General features: G+C 64.9%; 14 protein-coding genes. 11 read left to right on the forward strand and 3 right to left on the reverse strand.

Annotated features, from left to right (window positions below; translation table 11 throughout):
• Positions 1–5: 5 nt before the first annotated feature.
• From CV023_RS11305 to CV023_RS11315, 3 genes are all read right to left on the reverse strand, one after another.
• Positions 6–1280 (reverse strand): ABC transporter substrate-binding protein, encoded by a 1275-nt coding sequence (locus CV023_RS11305; RefSeq protein WP_230745755.1) that lies wholly within the window; start codon positions 1278–1280, stop codon positions 6–8.
• A 161-nt stretch (positions 1281–1441) separates the two neighbouring features.
• Positions 1442–2098: an aspartate/glutamate racemase family protein gene (locus tag CV023_RS11310; RefSeq protein ID WP_230745756.1), complete on the reverse strand. Its 657-nt coding sequence runs from the start codon at positions 2096–2098 to the stop codon at positions 1442–1444.
• Between the two features lie 106 nt (positions 2099–2204).
• Entirely contained in the window at positions 2205–3527 is a 1323-nt protein-coding gene (locus tag CV023_RS11315) for an MmgE/PrpD family protein (protein ID WP_230745757.1), read from the reverse strand.
• A gap of 130 nt (positions 3528–3657) precedes the next feature.
• Here CV023_RS11315 and CV023_RS11320 point away from each other — a divergent pair, with 130 nt between their 5' ends.
• From CV023_RS11320 to CV023_RS11370, 11 genes are all read left to right on the forward strand, one after another.
• On the forward strand, positions 3658–4437 hold the full coding sequence (locus CV023_RS11320) for an IclR family transcriptional regulator (protein WP_230745758.1): 780 nt from the start codon (positions 3658–3660) through the stop codon (positions 4435–4437).
• 112 nt (positions 4438–4549) lie between these two features.
• On the forward strand, positions 4550–5398 hold the full coding sequence (locus CV023_RS11325; RefSeq protein WP_230745759.1) for an HpcH/HpaI aldolase/citrate lyase family protein: 849 nt from the start codon (positions 4550–4552) through the stop codon (positions 5396–5398).
• A 241-nt stretch (positions 5399–5639) separates the two neighbouring features.
• On the forward strand, positions 5640–6842 hold the full coding sequence (locus CV023_RS11330; protein ID WP_230745760.1) for a CaiB/BaiF CoA transferase family protein: 1203 nt from the start codon (positions 5640–5642) through the stop codon (positions 6840–6842).
• A complete protein-coding gene (locus CV023_RS11335; RefSeq protein ID WP_230745761.1) occupies positions 6839–7654 on the forward strand; it encodes a cyclase family protein in 816 nt (271 codons plus the stop codon). Before CV023_RS11330 ends, CV023_RS11335 begins: the two co-directional genes overlap by 4 nt.
• Positions 7647–9071, forward strand: a complete 1425-nt coding sequence (locus CV023_RS11340) for an MmgE/PrpD family protein (RefSeq protein ID WP_230745762.1) — start codon at positions 7647–7649, stop codon at positions 9069–9071. Before CV023_RS11335 ends, CV023_RS11340 begins: the two co-directional genes overlap by 8 nt.
• Before the next feature lie 125 nt (positions 9072–9196).
• Positions 9197–10669: a dihydroorotase gene (locus tag CV023_RS11345; RefSeq protein ID WP_230745763.1), complete on the forward strand. Its 1473-nt coding sequence runs from the start codon at positions 9197–9199 to the stop codon at positions 10667–10669.
• Between the two features lie 71 nt (positions 10670–10740).
• Positions 10741–12111 (forward strand): FAD-dependent oxidoreductase, encoded by a 1371-nt coding sequence (locus CV023_RS11350; RefSeq protein ID WP_230745764.1) that lies wholly within the window; start codon positions 10741–10743, stop codon positions 12109–12111.
• Between the two features lie 218 nt (positions 12112–12329).
• Positions 12330–13103 carry an ABC transporter ATP-binding protein gene (locus tag CV023_RS11355; RefSeq protein WP_230745766.1) on the forward strand — a complete coding sequence of 258 codons (774 nt, stop codon included), beginning with the start codon at positions 12330–12332 and terminating at the stop codon, positions 13101–13103.
• 78 nt (positions 13104–13181) lie between these two features.
• A complete protein-coding gene (locus CV023_RS11360; protein ID WP_230745767.1) occupies positions 13182–14564 on the forward strand; it encodes an FtsX-like permease family protein in 1383 nt (460 codons plus the stop codon).
• A gap of 164 nt (positions 14565–14728) precedes the next feature.
• Positions 14729–16069, forward strand: coding sequence for an MFS transporter (locus CV023_RS11365; RefSeq protein ID WP_230745768.1), 1341 nt, complete (start codon positions 14729–14731; stop codon positions 16067–16069).
• 128 nt (positions 16070–16197) lie between these two features.
• Positions 16198–16905: a TetR/AcrR family transcriptional regulator gene (locus tag CV023_RS11370; protein ID WP_230745769.1), complete on the forward strand. Its 708-nt coding sequence runs from the start codon at positions 16198–16200 to the stop codon at positions 16903–16905.
• Positions 16906–16939: the final 34 nt, after the last annotated feature.

Consider the following 16939-nt stretch of genomic DNA (forward strand, 5'->3'; position numbering starts at 1 on the left):
AATCCTTAGTTCTGGGCCGAGGTGGGTGGAGCCGGGAAGGTATAGACGGTCTCCGCGAGATCATTCGGGAAGACGGTGCGGATCGCTCCGTCCTTCACTTGGAGCACGGACACGGCCGCATGGGAGTTCTGCCCGGTCTCATCGAAATCGATGCGCCCGTCATTGACGACCACGGGTTCGTAGTCACTGTGCGATATGGCGTCTCTGATCATCTGCGGGTCGGCACTTGCTGCCTCCTCGACCGCCTCGGCGATGACGTTGACGGCGTCATAGCTCAGGGCCGCGCTCGCCCGCATGGGGGCACCGAAACCCTTGTCGAACCGTGCGGACAGAGCTCTCGCACGATCGTCGGTGACATCGAGTCGATAGTTCGCGTTGAGATACCCGGCACCGCCGTTGGGAGCATCGTCGATGAACTGGGTCTGATCGAATCCGCCGTTGGCGACTCCGTAGACGGCTTTGACCTCGGGGGCGATCGAACTGATCGCCTGGGAGATGAGCAGGCTGTCGCGGTAGTAGCCGGTCACCGCCAGGACATCGACCCCGCCGGCCACCGCCTGCTGTACCTGAGTGGAGAGATCGCTCGAGGCCGGGTCGTAGCTGATGGCACTCGGCACCTCCATGCCCAGCTCTTCGATTCTGTTCGCGAACGCCTTCTCAACAGCCGTGCCGTAGTTGCCCTGTTCGTAGAGAACTCCGACCTTGGTGACGTCCTCTCCCGAGTCCTTCGTCATCTGGTCGAGGTACTCGGCCGAACTCTCGCCCATCATCGACCCCGAGGGTTGGATTCGGAAGGAGTACTTGTAACCCTGCTGCAGGATCGAATCGAGGGCGGCGACGTCCATGACGAAGGGGACTTCGTTGCGCTCGGAGACGGAGGAGATGTTGGCGCTGGGCCCGCTTTCGAAGGAACCGATCAGCGCCGAGGCTCCTTCTTGGATGAGCCTGGTCGCTTCGCTCTGCGCGGTCTCCGGCTCGCTCTTCGTATCGACCGATTCGATTCTCAGCGGGGCTCCGTCGAGGGATTCGATGCCGCCGGCCTCATTGATCTCATCCACTGCCATCTGCGCGGCGAAGCTCATCTGCTGACCGTCCGCGGCGTTCGCGCCCGAGAGAGGGTGAAGAGAGCCGATGACGACTTCCTTTGCCGTGTCGTCGGGGTGGTCACCGCCCAATGCCGCCGAACCTTGGCAACCGACCAGCGCCAGCAGGGAGGCGGCAACAGTCGGAACGAGAATCAGCTTCGTCGCTGCCTTCACAGTGCCTTCTTCCTTCTTCATTGAGGACGTTCCATTTAACGGAACAAATGTATCGTGACTCTCGGGAAGCATATATGAATGATCGCGAAAATGCCATATTTGCGCGGAGGATAATTCGGTATGCTCAGCTTTAGCGTTCCATTGAAAGAAACGCCAGTTGCGATGGTGTCGTTGAAGCTGGCTCAGCCCAGAAGGCAGCTGTGGGAAGCCTCTCCCAGCAGACGCATTGCGAGTGAAGTGGGGTCGATGACCGCCACACCGGCTCCCTCGACGGTGGTCTCGACGGCAGAGCAGCCATTGAAGAGCACGGAGACCTCCTCGGCGGAGGCGCTCTTTGCCACCTGGGTCACGGCAGCGTTCCACTTCTTGGTGTCTGCGATGTCCGCAACGTCGAGATCGAGGACGTAGGCACCCCGATAGGAAGCCTCGAGGCCGTACCGGGCGATAGTGGCCGAATATTCGTCGGCGATCGCCTGATTGCGGGTCATCACAGCGAACGTGATGCCCAGCGAGGCGAGAAAGCCCGCGCTCAGCCGGGTGATGCCGAACACGGGAACCTCGGTCTCGGTCTGCAGCGCCGAGAGCCCGGGGTCGAGGACGCAGTCGAGCAGAAGGGCATCGAATCGGGTGGAATCGGTCTGCGCTCCGAGCTCTATATTGAGCTGCTCAGAGCGAGTCAGGTCCTCCGTCGACGCCAGCTGCGTCGGCCCGCCGGCCTCAGCGGGCAGGTTCTCCAAGGCGATTCGGCAGTCCTCAGGCGCCAGGCGGTCATAGCGTGCCTGTCGGCGTTCGATCTCTTCGATGCTGACTGTGATCGGTGTGATGGCGCGGATGTGCATGGTCTCTCCTTGTGCTTGTGTTCGGTGAGTGTTGTGGGGGTGGGTGCGAGTTCCCAAGGCTGGGCGCGGATCCCAGGTGTCGTGCGTCGTGGGGTTCGGCGCCTCTTCAGCCGAGGAAGCCCACGTCCGCCATGTCCGTGATCTGCCGCAGGTTGGCGACTCCCGTGGCGATCCTCTCCGCTCTCTCCGGTCCTACGAGGGCGTTGGCCTTGTCGATGATCTGCTCCTTCGAGAAAGGGAAATGATCGGCATCGCCGATCGAATTCGGCACCTGCGCCGAGGTGGTGCGGTCGTTCCCGTTGGTGATGGTTACGCGAGCACCGCGCTCGGCAGGGCGTCTGGAGTCGATCTGGTTGTCGAACTCGATGCTTACGAGTTCCCGCAGCCGAGCGATCTCCGGATCGTCGAGGTGTTCAGGGGAGAACGACTCGGGCCGGCAAGCGCCCTTGACGAGAGCAACCGCGACGACGTGCGGGATGGAGAACATCGCAGCCAGTCTGGTTCTCGGTCTGTGTTCCTGCAGCTGCAGCGCCAGAGCATGGGTGTCGACCTGGATGCCGCTGATCGAGGCGGGGTCGAATTCGCCCGAGAGGGCCAGCTCGATCGCGGCATCGGCCGGAGGGTGAGTGTAATTGCACGACGAGTGGCGCTTGAAGTAGCCGCCGGTGATCTCCCAGCGGGTTCCGAGCTCGGCCGTGATCTCATCGGTCTCTATCGTGCCGAGCAGATCATCGAATGTGGCTAGCCCTGTTGCGTCCGTCGAACCGAGGCCGGCCATGACGATTCTGGCGGCCGTCAGGCCGTTGTTTCCGGCGACGCCCATCCAGGTGTTGCGCACGAACGAACCGCTCAGGGCGCTGGAGAACGGGGTGGCGAGCGCGAGCCCGGCGGCAGCATCCATGGCCTGGGCCATTTCGGTCGGGGAGAATCCGTGGAGACGGCCGACGGAAACGGCCGCCCCCACGGCTCCCCAGTGTCCGTGAGGGTGGAGGCCGGGACGGGGGCTGAAGTTCCGTGCGATCCGCGTGGCCACCTCATAGCCGGCCAACAGCGCGGACATGAACTCGGGACCGGAAGCGCCGAGGTGCTGGGCCTCGGCGAGCGCTGCGGGAAGCACGTGGGCGCCGGGATGTCCGCGCGCGTACTTGTTGCCCTCGTCGAGTTCGAGTACACACAGGGCAGAGGCATTGAGCGCGATGCTCGTTTCGGGCAGGGAGCGCAGATCGGTGCCGAGGATCGAACTCGGTCCCTCGGACTGCGGCCAGACCTTCCGTAGGTCGCGCAGTTCGGGGGTGTTCATTCCGGCAGCCGCCACGGCGAAGGAGTCGATGAGATTCTTTTCGAGCGCCTCGCGTACCCGGTTCTCCATGGTGTCGATGTGGATCTCAGCGGCGAAATCCGCCAGGTCATTGAGGACCCGAGCGTGCATAGGATTCCTTTCAGCGAAACATAAAAGTCGCAAGGGACTTCGTTGTCAGACCGAGTGTATACCTAGAAGTTCGACGGTCAACTGACACTTCAACAGACACAGATGTTGTTTTTGACGCTACAATGGTCCGATGACTGAAACGACTGACAGTGCCGCGGTTCCGGCAGATTCGACCACTGCGAGAGTCACAGCGGTCCTCCTCGCCTTCGCCGGAGCGAAGGCCCCCCTCGGCATTACGGAGATCGCTCGGCGCACGAATCTCAGCAAGGCTGTCGTGCACCGAATCGCTCAGACGCTGTGCTCGAACAGCTTTCTTTGGCAGGACCCCGAGACCAGGAAGTACCAGGTTGGAATCGCGGCCTTCGCGCTTGCGGATTCGGCGAACCAGACCTCGCGTTTCCGCCAGGCGGGCATGGAGATCCTCGCCGATCTGGCTGAGGCCTGCGAAGAGACGACGACGCTGTCCGCGCGCATCGGTCATCGTCGTGTCTATACCGGACAGGTCGAGAGCAGTCAGCTCGTGCGCATCTCCGTCGACGTCGGGCGGACTCATCCGCTCACGGTCGGCGCCTCCGGAGCCGCCATCCTCGCCTTCCTGCCCGAGAACGAGATCGAGGCGGCGTTGAGGATGCCGGTCCCGGCTCTCAGGGACGCCACCTTGACCGAACCGGAGCAGCTGCGCGCCCGTCTCGAAGCCGTCCGCCGGGAGGGATTCGCCCGAACTACGGGTGAGCGGATGCGCGATTCTACGAGCTTCGCCGCTCCGGTGCGCAACCGACTCGGTGAAGTCATGGGTGCGATCAGCATCGCTGCACTGACCTCCCGGCTGACTCCGGACAGGGAGAGCGACCTGGCCTCTCAGGTGATGGAGGCAGCGAAGGAACTCTCGGCACGTCTGGCTCATCCCTGATACCGCGTGCGCTCCGCACACCACTGACCACGCCACCGACCACGCCACCGAACCGAGGCGCATGTGCGCATGCGCCTCGGTTCATCGATCTCGAAGGAGGGAGCACGTCTCCGTGCCATCCGTCACCGCCCCACCCCTGACCCTGCTCTACGTTCCGGCCGACAGGCCTGATCGCGTCGAAAAGGCGCTGGCATCGAGCGCCGATGTCGTGGCCGTCGACCTCGAGGACGCCGTGGCGCCGGAGCGCAAAGAGCAGGCGCGCGAGAACGTGCTCGACCTGCTGAGCGACGGTCCGCAGGGCCGTCATGTCCAGGTTCGGATCAACCCGCGCGGTTCGGACTGGCATGAATCCGACCTCGACTGCGTTGCTCACCTCCATGTGGACATCGCGATTCGCTTGCCCAAGACGATTGCGCCGGAGGACGTGCAGGCTGTTCGGCGACGCACGGGTGCCAGGGCGATCCATGCCCTCATCGAATCGGCGCTCGGGGTCGAGCGTGCCTTCGAGATCGCGAGTGCAGGGGTAGAGAGCCTCGGCTTGGGTGAGGCGGACCTGCGTTCGAGTCTCGGACTGCCCGCCGGATCACGCGGTGATGAGGGGTTGACCTGGGCGCGCGCACGGATCGTCAATGCCGCAGCGGCCGCCGGGCTGGTTCCGCCGATGATGAGCGTGCACACCCGTCTCAAAGACGATGAGGGGCTGCGGCGCTCGAGCGAGTTCGGCAGGAGCCTCGGCTTCCTCGGACGCACCGCGATCCACCCATCCCAGCTCGAAACGATACGCGCGGCCTTTCTTCCCAACCGGAACGAACTCGCCACGGCTAGAGCGACGCTCAGACGCCTCGACGGCGCCCGAGTGGACGGAGCGGGGACTGTGCTCCTTAACGACGGATCCTTCCTCGATGTGGCAATGGTCGAGTCCGCCGAGCGGACCGTCTCCCTCGCCTCGGCGAGCGAATGATGTTTCGTTCAGCGAAACGGCCATTGTTTAGTCTTGCTGATTTCGCTCCCTCGCGCTGACACTATTTATCTGAAAATCATGTCTGATCTGGGATAATGCTGACATGTGACAAACATACACGGATCGGATACTGTTTCTTTCAGTGAAACTCTAGGCTCCCTCATCGGTGAGGAGATGACTCGTCGCTGAGGGCTGGAGGACGATCCGGTTGAACTTCCGGATCAGACGAGGGAGAGAAACTGTGAGCAATCAACAATCCGCTCCTCTGGACGGCATCAAGGTCATCGATGCCTCGACGATCATCGCGGGTCCGCTCTGCACGCAGATCCTCGGCGACAACGGCGCCGAGGTCATCAAGATCGAGCATCCGTCGAAACCCGACGGCCTCAGGGGACACGGTTATCAGAAAGACGGCCAGCCCATCTGGTGGAAGGAAGTGTCGCGCAACAAACGCGGCATCGCCCTCAACCTGGGCAGGCCGGATGGGGCAGAGGTGCTGCGTCGCCTGGCCGCCGGCTCAGACGTCCTCGTCGAGAACTTCCGGCCGGGGACGCTCGAACGGTGGGGAATCGGGCCCGAGGAGCTCCACGAGATCAACCCGGGGCTCATCATCGTCCGGATCACCGGGTTCGGACAGGAAGGCCCGTACTCAGCGCGGCCTGGTTTCGGCACCCTTGCCGAATCGATGAGCGGCTTCGCACACCTCACCGGACCCTCCGACGCCCCGCCGAGCCTCCCGGCCTTCGGTCTTGCAGACAGCATCTGCGGAATCGCCGCCTCTTCGGCGACCATGATGGCGCTGCGTCACCGAGACGCCACTGGGGAGGGGCAGGTGGTCGACATGAGCATCCTCGAACCCATCCTCACAGCCGTCGGGCCCTCACCGACGGTCTACCAGCAGCTGGGCGTCATCGGGCAGCGCAACGGCAATCGCTCGGTGAATAACGCCCCCCGAAACACCTACCTGACCTCCGACGACAAGTGGATCGCGATCTCGACGAGTGCTCAGAGCATCGCCGAACGCGTCATGCGCCTCGTCGGGCACCCTGAAGTCATCGACGAGCCCTGGTTCGCCAGCGGAACGGGACGCGTCGAGCACGTCGACCTCCTCGATGACTATGTCTCCCGATGGGTGGCAGAGCGTGAGCTCAAGGCCGTCGTCGACGCCTTCACCGAGGCCGGCGCGGCCATCGCGCCCATCTACGATGCCGCGGACGTCGTCAGCGACCCCCATATCCGCGAAACCGAGATGCTCACCGAGGTCGACGACCCTGACCTCGGCCCACTGCTTCAGCACAACCTGCTGTGGCGGATGTCGAAGTCACCCGGCTCGATCCGCTTCACCGGACGTGACCACGGTGCCGACACCGACGCTGTGCTCCGCGAAGCCGGGTACGGAGACGAGGAGCTGAACAATCTGAGAGAAAGCGGTGCGATCAAATGACCGATCAACTCGTCGAAGCGATCAGCCAGGGCCTACGGACCTATGACCTCGCGCGACAGCTGCGCGTGGGAATGCCGCAGTCCCCCAACCACCCCCAGTTCTGGCATGTGCTGCCGCGTCGCCACGGTGACAAGGTCCGTGCCGATGGAGGCAGCGCGGCCAATGACATGATCACCACCGGCACCCATGTCGGCACCCATATCGATGCGCTCGCTCACGTCAGCCAGGACGGACGGCTCCACGGCGGACAGGATGCCGACGACGCCTGCCTCGGCGGCAAATATGTCGAACACGGCGTGCACACGATCGAGCCGATGATCCGACGCGGCGTCCTCATCGACGTCGCCGCGCACAAAGGAGTGGCCACCCTCAAGGGCGGCTATGAGATCACCCTCGAGGACGTCCACGCGACACTGAAGGCCCAGGGCACCGAGGTGCGCCGGGACGACGTGGTCCTCATCCGCTCGGGATGGGGTGCGAAGTTCGACGAAGGAGACGCCTTCGTCGGCGGTCCCACCGGGGTACCCGGCATCGGGGAGGAAGTCGGACACTGGCTCGCCGAGCAGGGGATCCATGCCGCCGGCGCCGATTCCATCGCCTTCGAATGTCTCCGGCCCGGAGCGGGCCACGGACTGCTTCCCGTCCACCGAATCTTCCTCGTGGAGAACGGAATCTACATCATCGAGGCCATGAACCTCGAAGAGATCTCCGAGCACCGAGCCTACGAGTTCACCCTCGTGCTCGTCCCGCTCAACATCTTCGGTGCGACCGGTTCGCCGGTGCGCCCCCTGGCGGTGGTCGCCGGTGACTGAGACGACCCTGTCACAGCACATCGCCGCGTTCGCGCAGGCAGCGACCTTCGACTCCCTGCCCCCCGAGGTCGTCGACAGCGTCCGCGGGCGGATCCTCGACACCCTGGGCATCTGCCTCGCCGCCACCGCGTTGCCGACGAGCCATGCGGCCATCGACTGGGTAGGTCACCAAGGGGGTATCGCCGAGGCCACGGCCTTCGGTCTCGAGCAGAAGGTCCCGGCCGCCGGCGCCGCATTCGTCAACGGAGTGCTCGCTCATTCCCTGGACTACGACGACACCCACCTGCCCTCGGTCCTCCACCCCAGCGCCTCGACGATCCCAGCCGCCCTCGCAGCGGCCCAGGCCAATGAGTCCAGCGGCGAACAAACCATCGCCGCCATCGCTGTGGGCATCGAGGTGGCCGTCCGGCTCGGTATGGCCGGCTATGACAGCGAAGCGGGGAACTCCGTGTTCTTCGAACACGGTCAGCACGCCACCTCGATCACTGGAGCAATGGGGGCCTCTGTCGCGGCCGGCATGCTCCACGGCCTCGACGAGGCGGGCCTGGCCGATGTGCTCGGGGTGACCGCTTCGATGGCTTCGGGCATCATCGAGTCCAACCGGACGGGCGGGACCGTCAAGCGTATGCATGCCGGTTGGGCCGCGCATTCGGCGGTCTCGGCAGCGCAGCTGGTGCAGCGAGGCTTCACCGGTCCGCCCACGGTCCTCGAAGGACGATTCGGCTTCTTCGAAGCCTGGCTGCACGGCAACTTCTCCGCCGAGGAGATCACCGAGGGCCTGGGCACAACATGGTCCGTTCCCTCGATCTTCTTCAAGCCCTATCCGGCGAACCACTTCACTCACGCGGCTATCGACGCCGCCCTCGCGCTGCGGGAGAAGGGTCTCGTCCCCTCCGACATCGATAGCGTCGAGGTGGGTGCTGCCACAGCGCCCGCCCGCACCATCGGTGAACCGATCGAGGTCAAACGTGCCCCAGAGACCGGCTACATGGCACAGTTCAGCGCCCCGTTCGTCGTGGCAGCCGCCCTCACCGGAGGCGGTGGACTCGGACTCGGCCTTGACGACTTCACCGATGACCGTGCCACCGACCCGGCAATGCGGGAGATCATGGCCAAGGTCAGTGTCACCGCCGATGCGGAATGCGACGAGATCTTCCCTCACCAGTTCCCTGCGGTGCTGCGGGTGCGCACGAAGGACGGTCGGGAACTGGTCGAAAAGGTGCTCGCCAATCGCGGCGGCCCCGACCGGCCGCTGAGCTTCGAGGAACTGGCAGCGAAGTTCGAAGACAACGCCGCACGTGTGTGCAGCGAGGAACAGCTTGCGGACATGCGCGACACGATTGTCCGGTTCGAACACCTCGCCGAGGTCTCCCCGGCTCTGAAGCTTGGCCTTGAGATCCACGTGCCACCACTCTGACCACCAACACACCGACTCACCACCGGGCTGGGTCCGTACCTCGCGGCCCCGTCCGGGATCGGACAAGCAACTCGCCGATTCGGGATCCGATCGGACCGGCACCCAACGTATTCAAAGGAGAAATCATGTCGGACTACGACCTGCTCATCACCAACGTCAAGGTCATCGGCGCGAACGCGGAGCCCTTCCACGGTGACATCGCCGTCAAGGACGGTGCTGTCGCGGCCCTCGGTGCGGGAATCGATTCGCAGCGGGCCGAGCGCGTCGTCGACGGTCAGGGCAAACTCGCATTTCCCGGTGCAGTGGACGCCCACCAGCACTGGGGCATCTACAACGAGCTGCGCGAAGATGCTGCCTCCGAATCACGCGCTTCGGCGCAGGGCGGTGTGACCACGGGGATCACTTATATGCGCACCGGGCAGTACTACCTCAACCAGAGCGGCCCGTACAAGGAGTTCATGCCGAAGGTGCTCGAGGCCAGCGATGGCCAAGCCCATATCGACTACACCTTCCACGTGGCTCCCATGTCGAAGGAACACATCTCGGAGCTGCCGGTTCTGGCCAAGGACTTCGGGATCACCTCCTTCAAGATCTTCATGTTCTACGGCGGCTTCGGACTTCACGGCGCGTCATCGAGCCAGCGTGACTTCCTCATGTTGCCCGAGGGCGAGAACTACGACATCGCCCACTTCGAAGCGGTCATGCGCGGAGTTCAGAAGCTGCGCGACGAACTGCCCGAATACGCCGACGAGATCTCCCTGGGCCTGCACTGCGAGACCGCGGAGATCATGCGCGCCTACACGCAGATGGTCCGCGATGAGGGTGAGCTGACGGGGCTCGAAGCCTACAGCGCCGCGCGGCCGCCGCACTCCGAGGGACTGGCCATCACGATCGCCTCCTACCTCGCGCACGAGACCCAGCTGCCGACGATCAACCTGCTCCACCTCTCCTCGGCCAAGGCACTCGAAGCCGCTGTGCTCATGGGACGCACGTTCCCGCACGTGAATTTCCGGCGCGAAGTCACGATCGGGCACCTGCTGGCCAGCTACGACTCGGCTGCCAACATCGGCGGGAAGGTCAACCCGCCGCTGCGTTCGCAGGACGATATCGAAGCACTGTGGCAGCACCTGGCCGCAGGTGACGTCGACTGGGTCGTCAGTGACCATGCCTGCTGCAGCGAGGAGGACAAGTTCGGACAGGGCGAGGACAAGGACGATGTGTTCGCCGCCAAGTCCGGATTCGGCGGTGCCGAATACCTCCTTCCCGGACTCGTGGGCGAGGGGCTCAAGCGCGGCGTCTCCGAACAGCGGATCGCGCAGCTGCTCTCCTGGAACCCGGCCCAGCGCTTCGGACTGACGAAGAAGGGCGATATCGCCATCGGCTATGACGCCGACATCGCGCTCGTGGACACGACCAAGACCACGGTCATCGCCCCCGAGCACTCAGAATCGACTCAGGAATACACGCCGTTCGAGGGCTTCACCCTCGAAGCCGCGGTGACAGACACCTTCGTCCGCGGCAACCACGTGCTCCACGAGGGCGAACTTGCCGATGAGGCCATCGGTCGCTTCATTCCCCGCGGGCCTGGAGCGAACTGAACCGAAGCGCCGCGCCCCGTGGTTCGACCTCGGGAGCACAGAGACTGAGATCCATCACCGGGAGGAATGACGTGAGCACGAGCGAAATCGACGGACCAGATGTTGTCGTGGCTGGAGCCGGAGGAGGACTGGTGGCCGCTCTGCGGGCAGCCGAGGCCGGACTTTCGGTTCTGGTTCTCGATTCGAATGAGAGCTTCAGACGCGGCAACAACACCTCGATGTCCACGGCCATGATTCCGGCGATGGGGACGCGATACCAGAAGGAGGCGGGAGTGCGCGACAGTCCGCAGACCTTCCTTGACGATGTGTCCGCGAAGACCCACGGGGACTTCAACTCCGTGGCCGCGGGTGCCTTGGCCGAGTCGAGTGCTGAACTCGTCGAATGGTTGGCAGACACGGTGGGCCTCGACATCTCGCTGGTGACGAACTTCGCCTATCCGGGGCACAGCGTCATGCGCTGCCACACGATCCCAGGGCATTCCGGGGCTGCGATGCTCGACGGCATCCTTGCCGCAGTCAGAGCATCGGACCTCATCGACATGTTCGTTCCGGCGCGGCTGGTCGATTTCCTCACGGAAGGCGACACCGTCACCGGTGTCGTCGTCGTGACACCGGCGGGTCGAGAGGAGATCCCGACTCGTGCCGTCGTTCTCGCGACGAATGGCTACGGTGCAGACGAGGAGCTGCTCGGCGAGAACATCCCTGAGATCTCCGAGGCGATCTACTACGGCAGCGAGCACTCACGCGGTGATGCCGTGCGGATCGGTCAGCGGTTCGGTATTGCCGTGGACTACCTCGATGCCTACCAGGGACACGCGGGTCTCGCGATGCCCGCGGCATCTCTGGCGACCTGGGCCACCGTTATGCACGGAGGATTCCTGGTCAACAGCAATGGTCTGAGGTACGGAGACGAGACGAAGGGGTATTCCGAATACGCCGCCGAATCATTGAAGCATGCGCAGGAGGGGTCATGGATCATCATCGACCAGCGGATCCATGATTCCTGTCTCGAGTTCGCCGATTATCAGAACGTCGTCCAGAGCAACGGTGTGCGTTGGGCCGAGAGTGTCGAGGAACTGGCTGAGATTAGCGGCATCTGTGCCGAAGGCCTGAACAGCACTCTGGAGACGTCGCGAGCATCGGCGGCCGGTTCACCCGATGACTTCGGCCGTGAGAACTGGGAGGCACCGTTGGAGGGTCCACTCGCCGCGATCCACGTGCGCCCCGCCCTCTTCCACACCCAGGGTGGATTGCGCATCGATGCTTATGCACGCACCCTCCGCGAAGACGGATCACAGCTCAACGGCCTCTACGCAGCGGGCGGGGCGGCCGCCGGAATCTCGGGTCACGGAGCTAGCGGCTATCTGGCCGGCAACGGACTGCTCCCGGCCCTGGGGTTGTCCTTTATCGCAGCATCACACATCGTCTCGTCTCTGAGCTGAAACGACCTGTAAACCGCATCGTAGTAGGTACCTCTGCTGCGTGAGCTTCGGAGAACGGGTGGCTGAACGCTTGACCTGTTCGACTGCTGAGATGAGTGTTCCGCGAATACAACATTCATGTTTGCCTGGCTTCTCTCCGTCGTCACCTCGGGTTTTCCTCGCCGAGGTGGCGGGACGGCTTCATGGTCGCGCAGGTTCAGGTGCGAAAACCTGGAGACATGACAAATTCTCAGCTTCCCGCCATCATCGCGGCCTCACACGTGACCAAGCACTACAACCAGACCTATGCGCTCGCCGGCGTCGATCTCAGCATCGGACTCGGCGAATCCCTTGCGATCATGGGCCCCTCCGGGTCCGGCAAGACCACCCTGCTGCACTGTCTGGCCGGAATCATTCGACCCGACGAGGGAGTCATCCGGCTCCAGCCCACCGATCGCACCGCCGCAGCCGAGATTACCTCCCTCAAGGATTCCGGACGGACCGCTCTGCGCCGGGAGGTCTTCGGCTTCGTGTTCCAACAGGGCCTGCTCCTGCCCGAACTCACCGCCGAAGACAACGTCAGCCTGGCCGCAATGCTCGCCGGCATGACACGAGTCGAGGCCACCAAGCACGCACACGCCTGGCTGCACCGACTCGGACTCGCCGAGCACCTCGGCAAGCGAATCGGCCAGCTCTCCGGCGGCCAGGCCCAACGCGTGGCAATCGCCCGCGCCCAGGTCACCCAGCCCGTGGTCACCTTCGCCGACGAACCGACCGGTGCCCTTGACTCCAGAACCTCCGCCGAGGTGCTCACCGAACTCCTCCACTCGACCGTCGGACGCGGCTCGACCTTGGTCGTCGTCACCCACGACGAAACCGTGGCGGCCCGCTGCTCACGCATCGTCCGCCTCGCCGACGGACGCATCGTCTCCGACACGGCGAATCAGTCGGCCGTGCACGACCCGACCCGGGACCAGCCGACCGTCTACCGGTCGGCCGAGAACACCCGCTGAGCGCTGCCCGACTGCGCAGCGGCGCACTCGACCTCGCCCCGAACGAACACACCGCACGTCCCGCTCAAAGGAGCCCTTGTGTCCACTGCCCTCCGCGTCGCCCCTCTCGTCCTGGGTCGCAAGACGCTGACATCCTCGAACGCGCTGCTCGTGGCCGGCGCCTTCTTCGCCTGCACCACCCTGTTCCTCACGGTCGCCGCCGGCGCCTGGATGTTCTTCCAGATTCCCCCGTCGACCGACCCGGCCGCGCAGGGACTCGACGCGACCTACAAGATCCTCGCGACCTTCGCGACAATCCTCCTGGTCATTCCGGCGAGCACACTCGCCTCCGCCTCGGCGACCCTGTCCGCGCGACGCCAGGACGAACGGCTGTCGACGATGTCCCTCCTCGGCGCGAAACGATCATCCATCGTCGGCATCGCCGTGGCCGAACCCCTGGTGCCCGCGATCTGCGGCATCATCCTCGGTGTGATCGGATACCTGGGACTGGCCTGGCCGGTCAGCTATATCCACTTCCTCGGCTCGCCCATCGGCTATGAGAACCTGCTCATGCCCCCGCTGCTCGTCGCCGGGGTCATCGTCTTCCTCATCCTCGTCTGCATCGCCTCGGCGCTCATCGGACTGCGCAAGGTCGCGATCTCACCCCTGGGTGTGCGGACGAAGGCGCTGGAGCGGAAGTTCCCGATCGTCCGCGTCATCCTCACCGTGGTCGCGATCATCATCCTGCCCTTCCTCGTCGCCCTCGCGAAGGGCGGCAGCTTCGGGTTGGGAGTGCTGATCGCTCTGTCCATCGGGGTCTTCGTTCTCGGCCTCATCGTCGTCGACCTCCTCGGCGGGCTTCTCATCAGATGGTTCGCTCATCTCAGCGGCAATCGGGCGAAGACTCCCGAGCGTCTCATCGCGGCCCGGCTGGTCTCGGACGAGCCGAAGCGGTTCTGGCGCCGGGTCTCCGGTCTGGCCATGACCGCCTTCGTCGCTGCGGTCGGCGGCAGCGGCATCTCGCTGATGCTGTTGGGAATGGAAGCCGCCGATGACCCGAACGCCGGAATGCAAACCGCCGACATCATCCTGTTCCAGGACATCTTCACGGGAGTCCTCCTCGTCATCGGCATCTCGATCCTGCTCATCGCGGTCTCCGCCATGATCAACCAGGTTGCCGATGTCTATGATCGTGCCGACACATTCCAGGACCTCTACGCCGCGGGCATGGACCCGGCCACAATGCACCGCGCCATGGTTCGCGCCGTACTGGGACCCGTCATCTGGGTGTCGCTGCTCGCCGGTGGTCTGGGGCTGTTCCTCGTCCTCCCGCTGGCCGGTGCGGCGCTGGTGCTCAAACCGGTCACCTTCCTCACGATCCTCGCCAGCGTGGTCATCGGAGTCGGCATCATCCGCCTCGGGCTGCAGGTGGCCAAACCGATCCTCGTCTCTGTCGCCACCGCGGGGCGTTCGCGGGAGTGAGGCGAGGGTCGGGTGGGCCGTCCGGCTCGGTCTCGGGCGGGGCTGGCGAAACATTTATGGTTGCTAACGCCCATAAATAGGTTAGGGTGAACTTAGTCGGCAGAGAACGTGTCGACCCCACCTTCAGCCGCTCGGCGTCGCCGCCCCACCGACAGGACGTGATCATGACAGATGATCCGCACGATTCACCCACCACTGTGACCGATGATCCGCACGATTCACCCGCCCCTGCAGCCCAGGTCCGCCCGCAGGTGAAGGTCCTTCTCACGATCGTCTTCCTCGCCTATCTCGGGCAGATGACACTCAACCCGATCATCGCGCCCTTGGCCAGGGAAGTCGGTCTGGCGGAGTGGCAGATCGGGGTGACGATCAGCACCGCAGCGATCATGGTGGTGCTGACCAGCCAATTCTGGGGCCGCCGTTCCCAATCCTGGGGCAGGCGGACCGTGCTCATCACGGCCCTGAGCATCGCCACGATCGCCACCGCCGCCTTCGCGTTCGTCTCGCAGCTGGGAATGACCGCGGTGCTCGGCGGATCCGCGCTGTTCACCCTGTTCCTGCTGCTGCGCGGCATCGGCTTCGGCTCCGCGATCGCTGCGATCCCGCCGACCGCCCAGGCCTATATCGCCGATGTCACCGTCGACGAGGCGGCCCGCGTCAAAGGCATGGCCGGAGTCGGCGCGGTCCAGGGCATCGCGATGGTCGCCGGTGCCGTCGTCGGCGGTGCACTCGCCGGATTCGGCCTGCTCACCCCGCTCGTCGTCGTGCCGATCCTGCTCGGAGTCGGGCTCGTCCTCGTCCTGTTCGTCCTCCGCCGCGAACCCCGCCACGAACTCATCGCCGACCCGGCCCGCATCCGCCCGGCCGACACCCGCGTCTGGCCGTTCCTGCTCGCCGGTTTCGGCCTCCTGACCTCCCTGGGCTTCATCCAGGTGATCTGCGGCTTCATCATCCAGGATCGGCTCGCCCTCGACGCCGAGACCACGGGACTGGCCACCGGCGGAGTCCTCCTGGCGGCAGGAATCGGGATGGTCGTGGCCCAGAGCATCATCGTCCCCCGCAGCGGATGGACCCCGCCGACCCTGCTTCGCGTCGGTGCCGTCATCGCCCTGCTCGGCTTCCTCATCCTCATCCCGGATCTGGGACTGTGGTCCATCGTGGCCGGAATCCTCCTCATCGGCCTCGGCCTGGGCATCGGAATGCCCGGATACACGGCCGGGCCGACCCTGCTGATGAACCGCGAGGAACAGGGCGGCCTGGCCGGACTCATCGGCGCCACCAACGGCCTGACCTTCGTCGTCGCACCCACCGCGAGCACCGCGCTCTACGGCCTGTGGCCGCCGCTGCCGGTCATCGTCGGCGCGGTCGTTCTCGGCCTCGTCGCCGTCTTCGTCTTCGCCCACTCCCGCTTCCGTCGCCTGCCCGATGTGGCCGCGGTCGACGCCGACAGGCTCGCCCGAGTGGCGGAAGGCACAGGCGCGGGACAGGCCACCCTCGGAGACTAGGAGTCCGCACGCAGGCGGAGCAGAGGTTATGGTCGAGGTATGGAGCTGAAACCGTCGGCCGCTGAGGGCCCGGACCATGTGCCGAGCGTGAGGATCCGCCCGGCCGCGCGCGCCGAGGTGGGCCGAGAGTGAGTCCGGCAGCGGGCAGACGCGGACGGCCGCCGCGGGTGACGCGGGAGCAGATCGCCGAGGCGGTGCTCGAGGTGGGATTCCCCGACCTGACCTTCGCCGCCGTTCGCCAGCACCTCGGCGTCGGAGAGACGACCCTGTTCCGGCACGCTCCCGACCGCGAGGAACTGATCAGGATCGGTCTCGAGCGCGTGCTCGAGAGCATGGAATGGCCGAGCCTCGATGGCACCTGGCGGCAGATGCTGCGATCGACCGCGCTCGCGGCCTGGAACGTCTTCGAAGCCCATCCCGGATCCGCGACCGAAGTCTCCAGCGGCACCGTCCCGGCCACAGCCATGGAGTACATGGGCACCGTGAGCGCGGTGCTGCTGCGGCACGGCTTCACCGCGACCAACGCGGTGCTGGCCTGCGACCTCGTCTTTGACCTCGTCGCCGACAACCGACGTGGGGTCGAGCACATCGATGCGATCGTCCCCTCCTCCAACAAGGGACGGGAGAGTCTGCGCGAGCTGGTCCGTCCCACCGCCTCGGTGCGTCCGGCCGAAGTACCCCCGGAGCCGGCAGAGGAGGAGCGCGAAGCCATCGCCGAGGCGATCCGGGGGTCGATCTCGGCCGAACCCCTCGACTGGTTCCTCGGGAAGCTCGAGGTCGTGCTCGACGGCATCGAACGGTCCCTGGCCCCACCGACACCGACCGAAACCGGCTGACCTGGGACGGAGCAGACCGCCTCGGCGAGGGGTG

Source organism: Brevibacterium sp. CCUG 69071, from assembly GCF_021023135.1.
Lineage (GTDB): Bacteria > Actinomycetota > Actinomycetes > Actinomycetales > Brevibacteriaceae > Brevibacterium.

Bases quoted from the DNA above. Each gene is read 5' to 3' on its own strand.
- CV023_RS11365 (WP_230745768.1), top strand. From the start codon at position 14,729: ATGACAGATGATCCGCACGATTCACCCACCACTGTGACCGATGATCCG.
- CV023_RS11305 (WP_230745755.1), bottom strand. From the start codon at position 1,280: ATGAAGAAGGAAGAAGGCACTGTGAAGGCAGCGACGAAGCTGATTCTC.
- CV023_RS11345 (WP_230745763.1), top strand. From the start codon at position 9,197: ATGTCGGACTACGACCTGCTCATCACCAACGTCAAGGTCATCGGCGCG.
- CV023_RS11315 (WP_230745757.1), bottom strand. From the start codon at position 3,527: ATGCACGCTCGGGTCCTCAATGACCTGGCGGATTTCGCCGCTGAGATC.
- CV023_RS11320 (WP_230745758.1), top strand. From the start codon at position 3,658: ATGACTGAAACGACTGACAGTGCCGCGGTTCCGGCAGATTCGACCACT.
- CV023_RS11310 (WP_230745756.1), bottom strand. From the start codon at position 2,098: ATGCACATCCGCGCCATCACACCGATCACAGTCAGCATCGAAGAGATC.
- CV023_RS11355 (WP_230745766.1), top strand. From the start codon at position 12,330: ATGACAAATTCTCAGCTTCCCGCCATCATCGCGGCCTCACACGTGACC.
- CV023_RS11335 (WP_230745761.1), top strand. From the start codon at position 6,839: ATGACCGATCAACTCGTCGAAGCGATCAGCCAGGGCCTACGGACCTAT.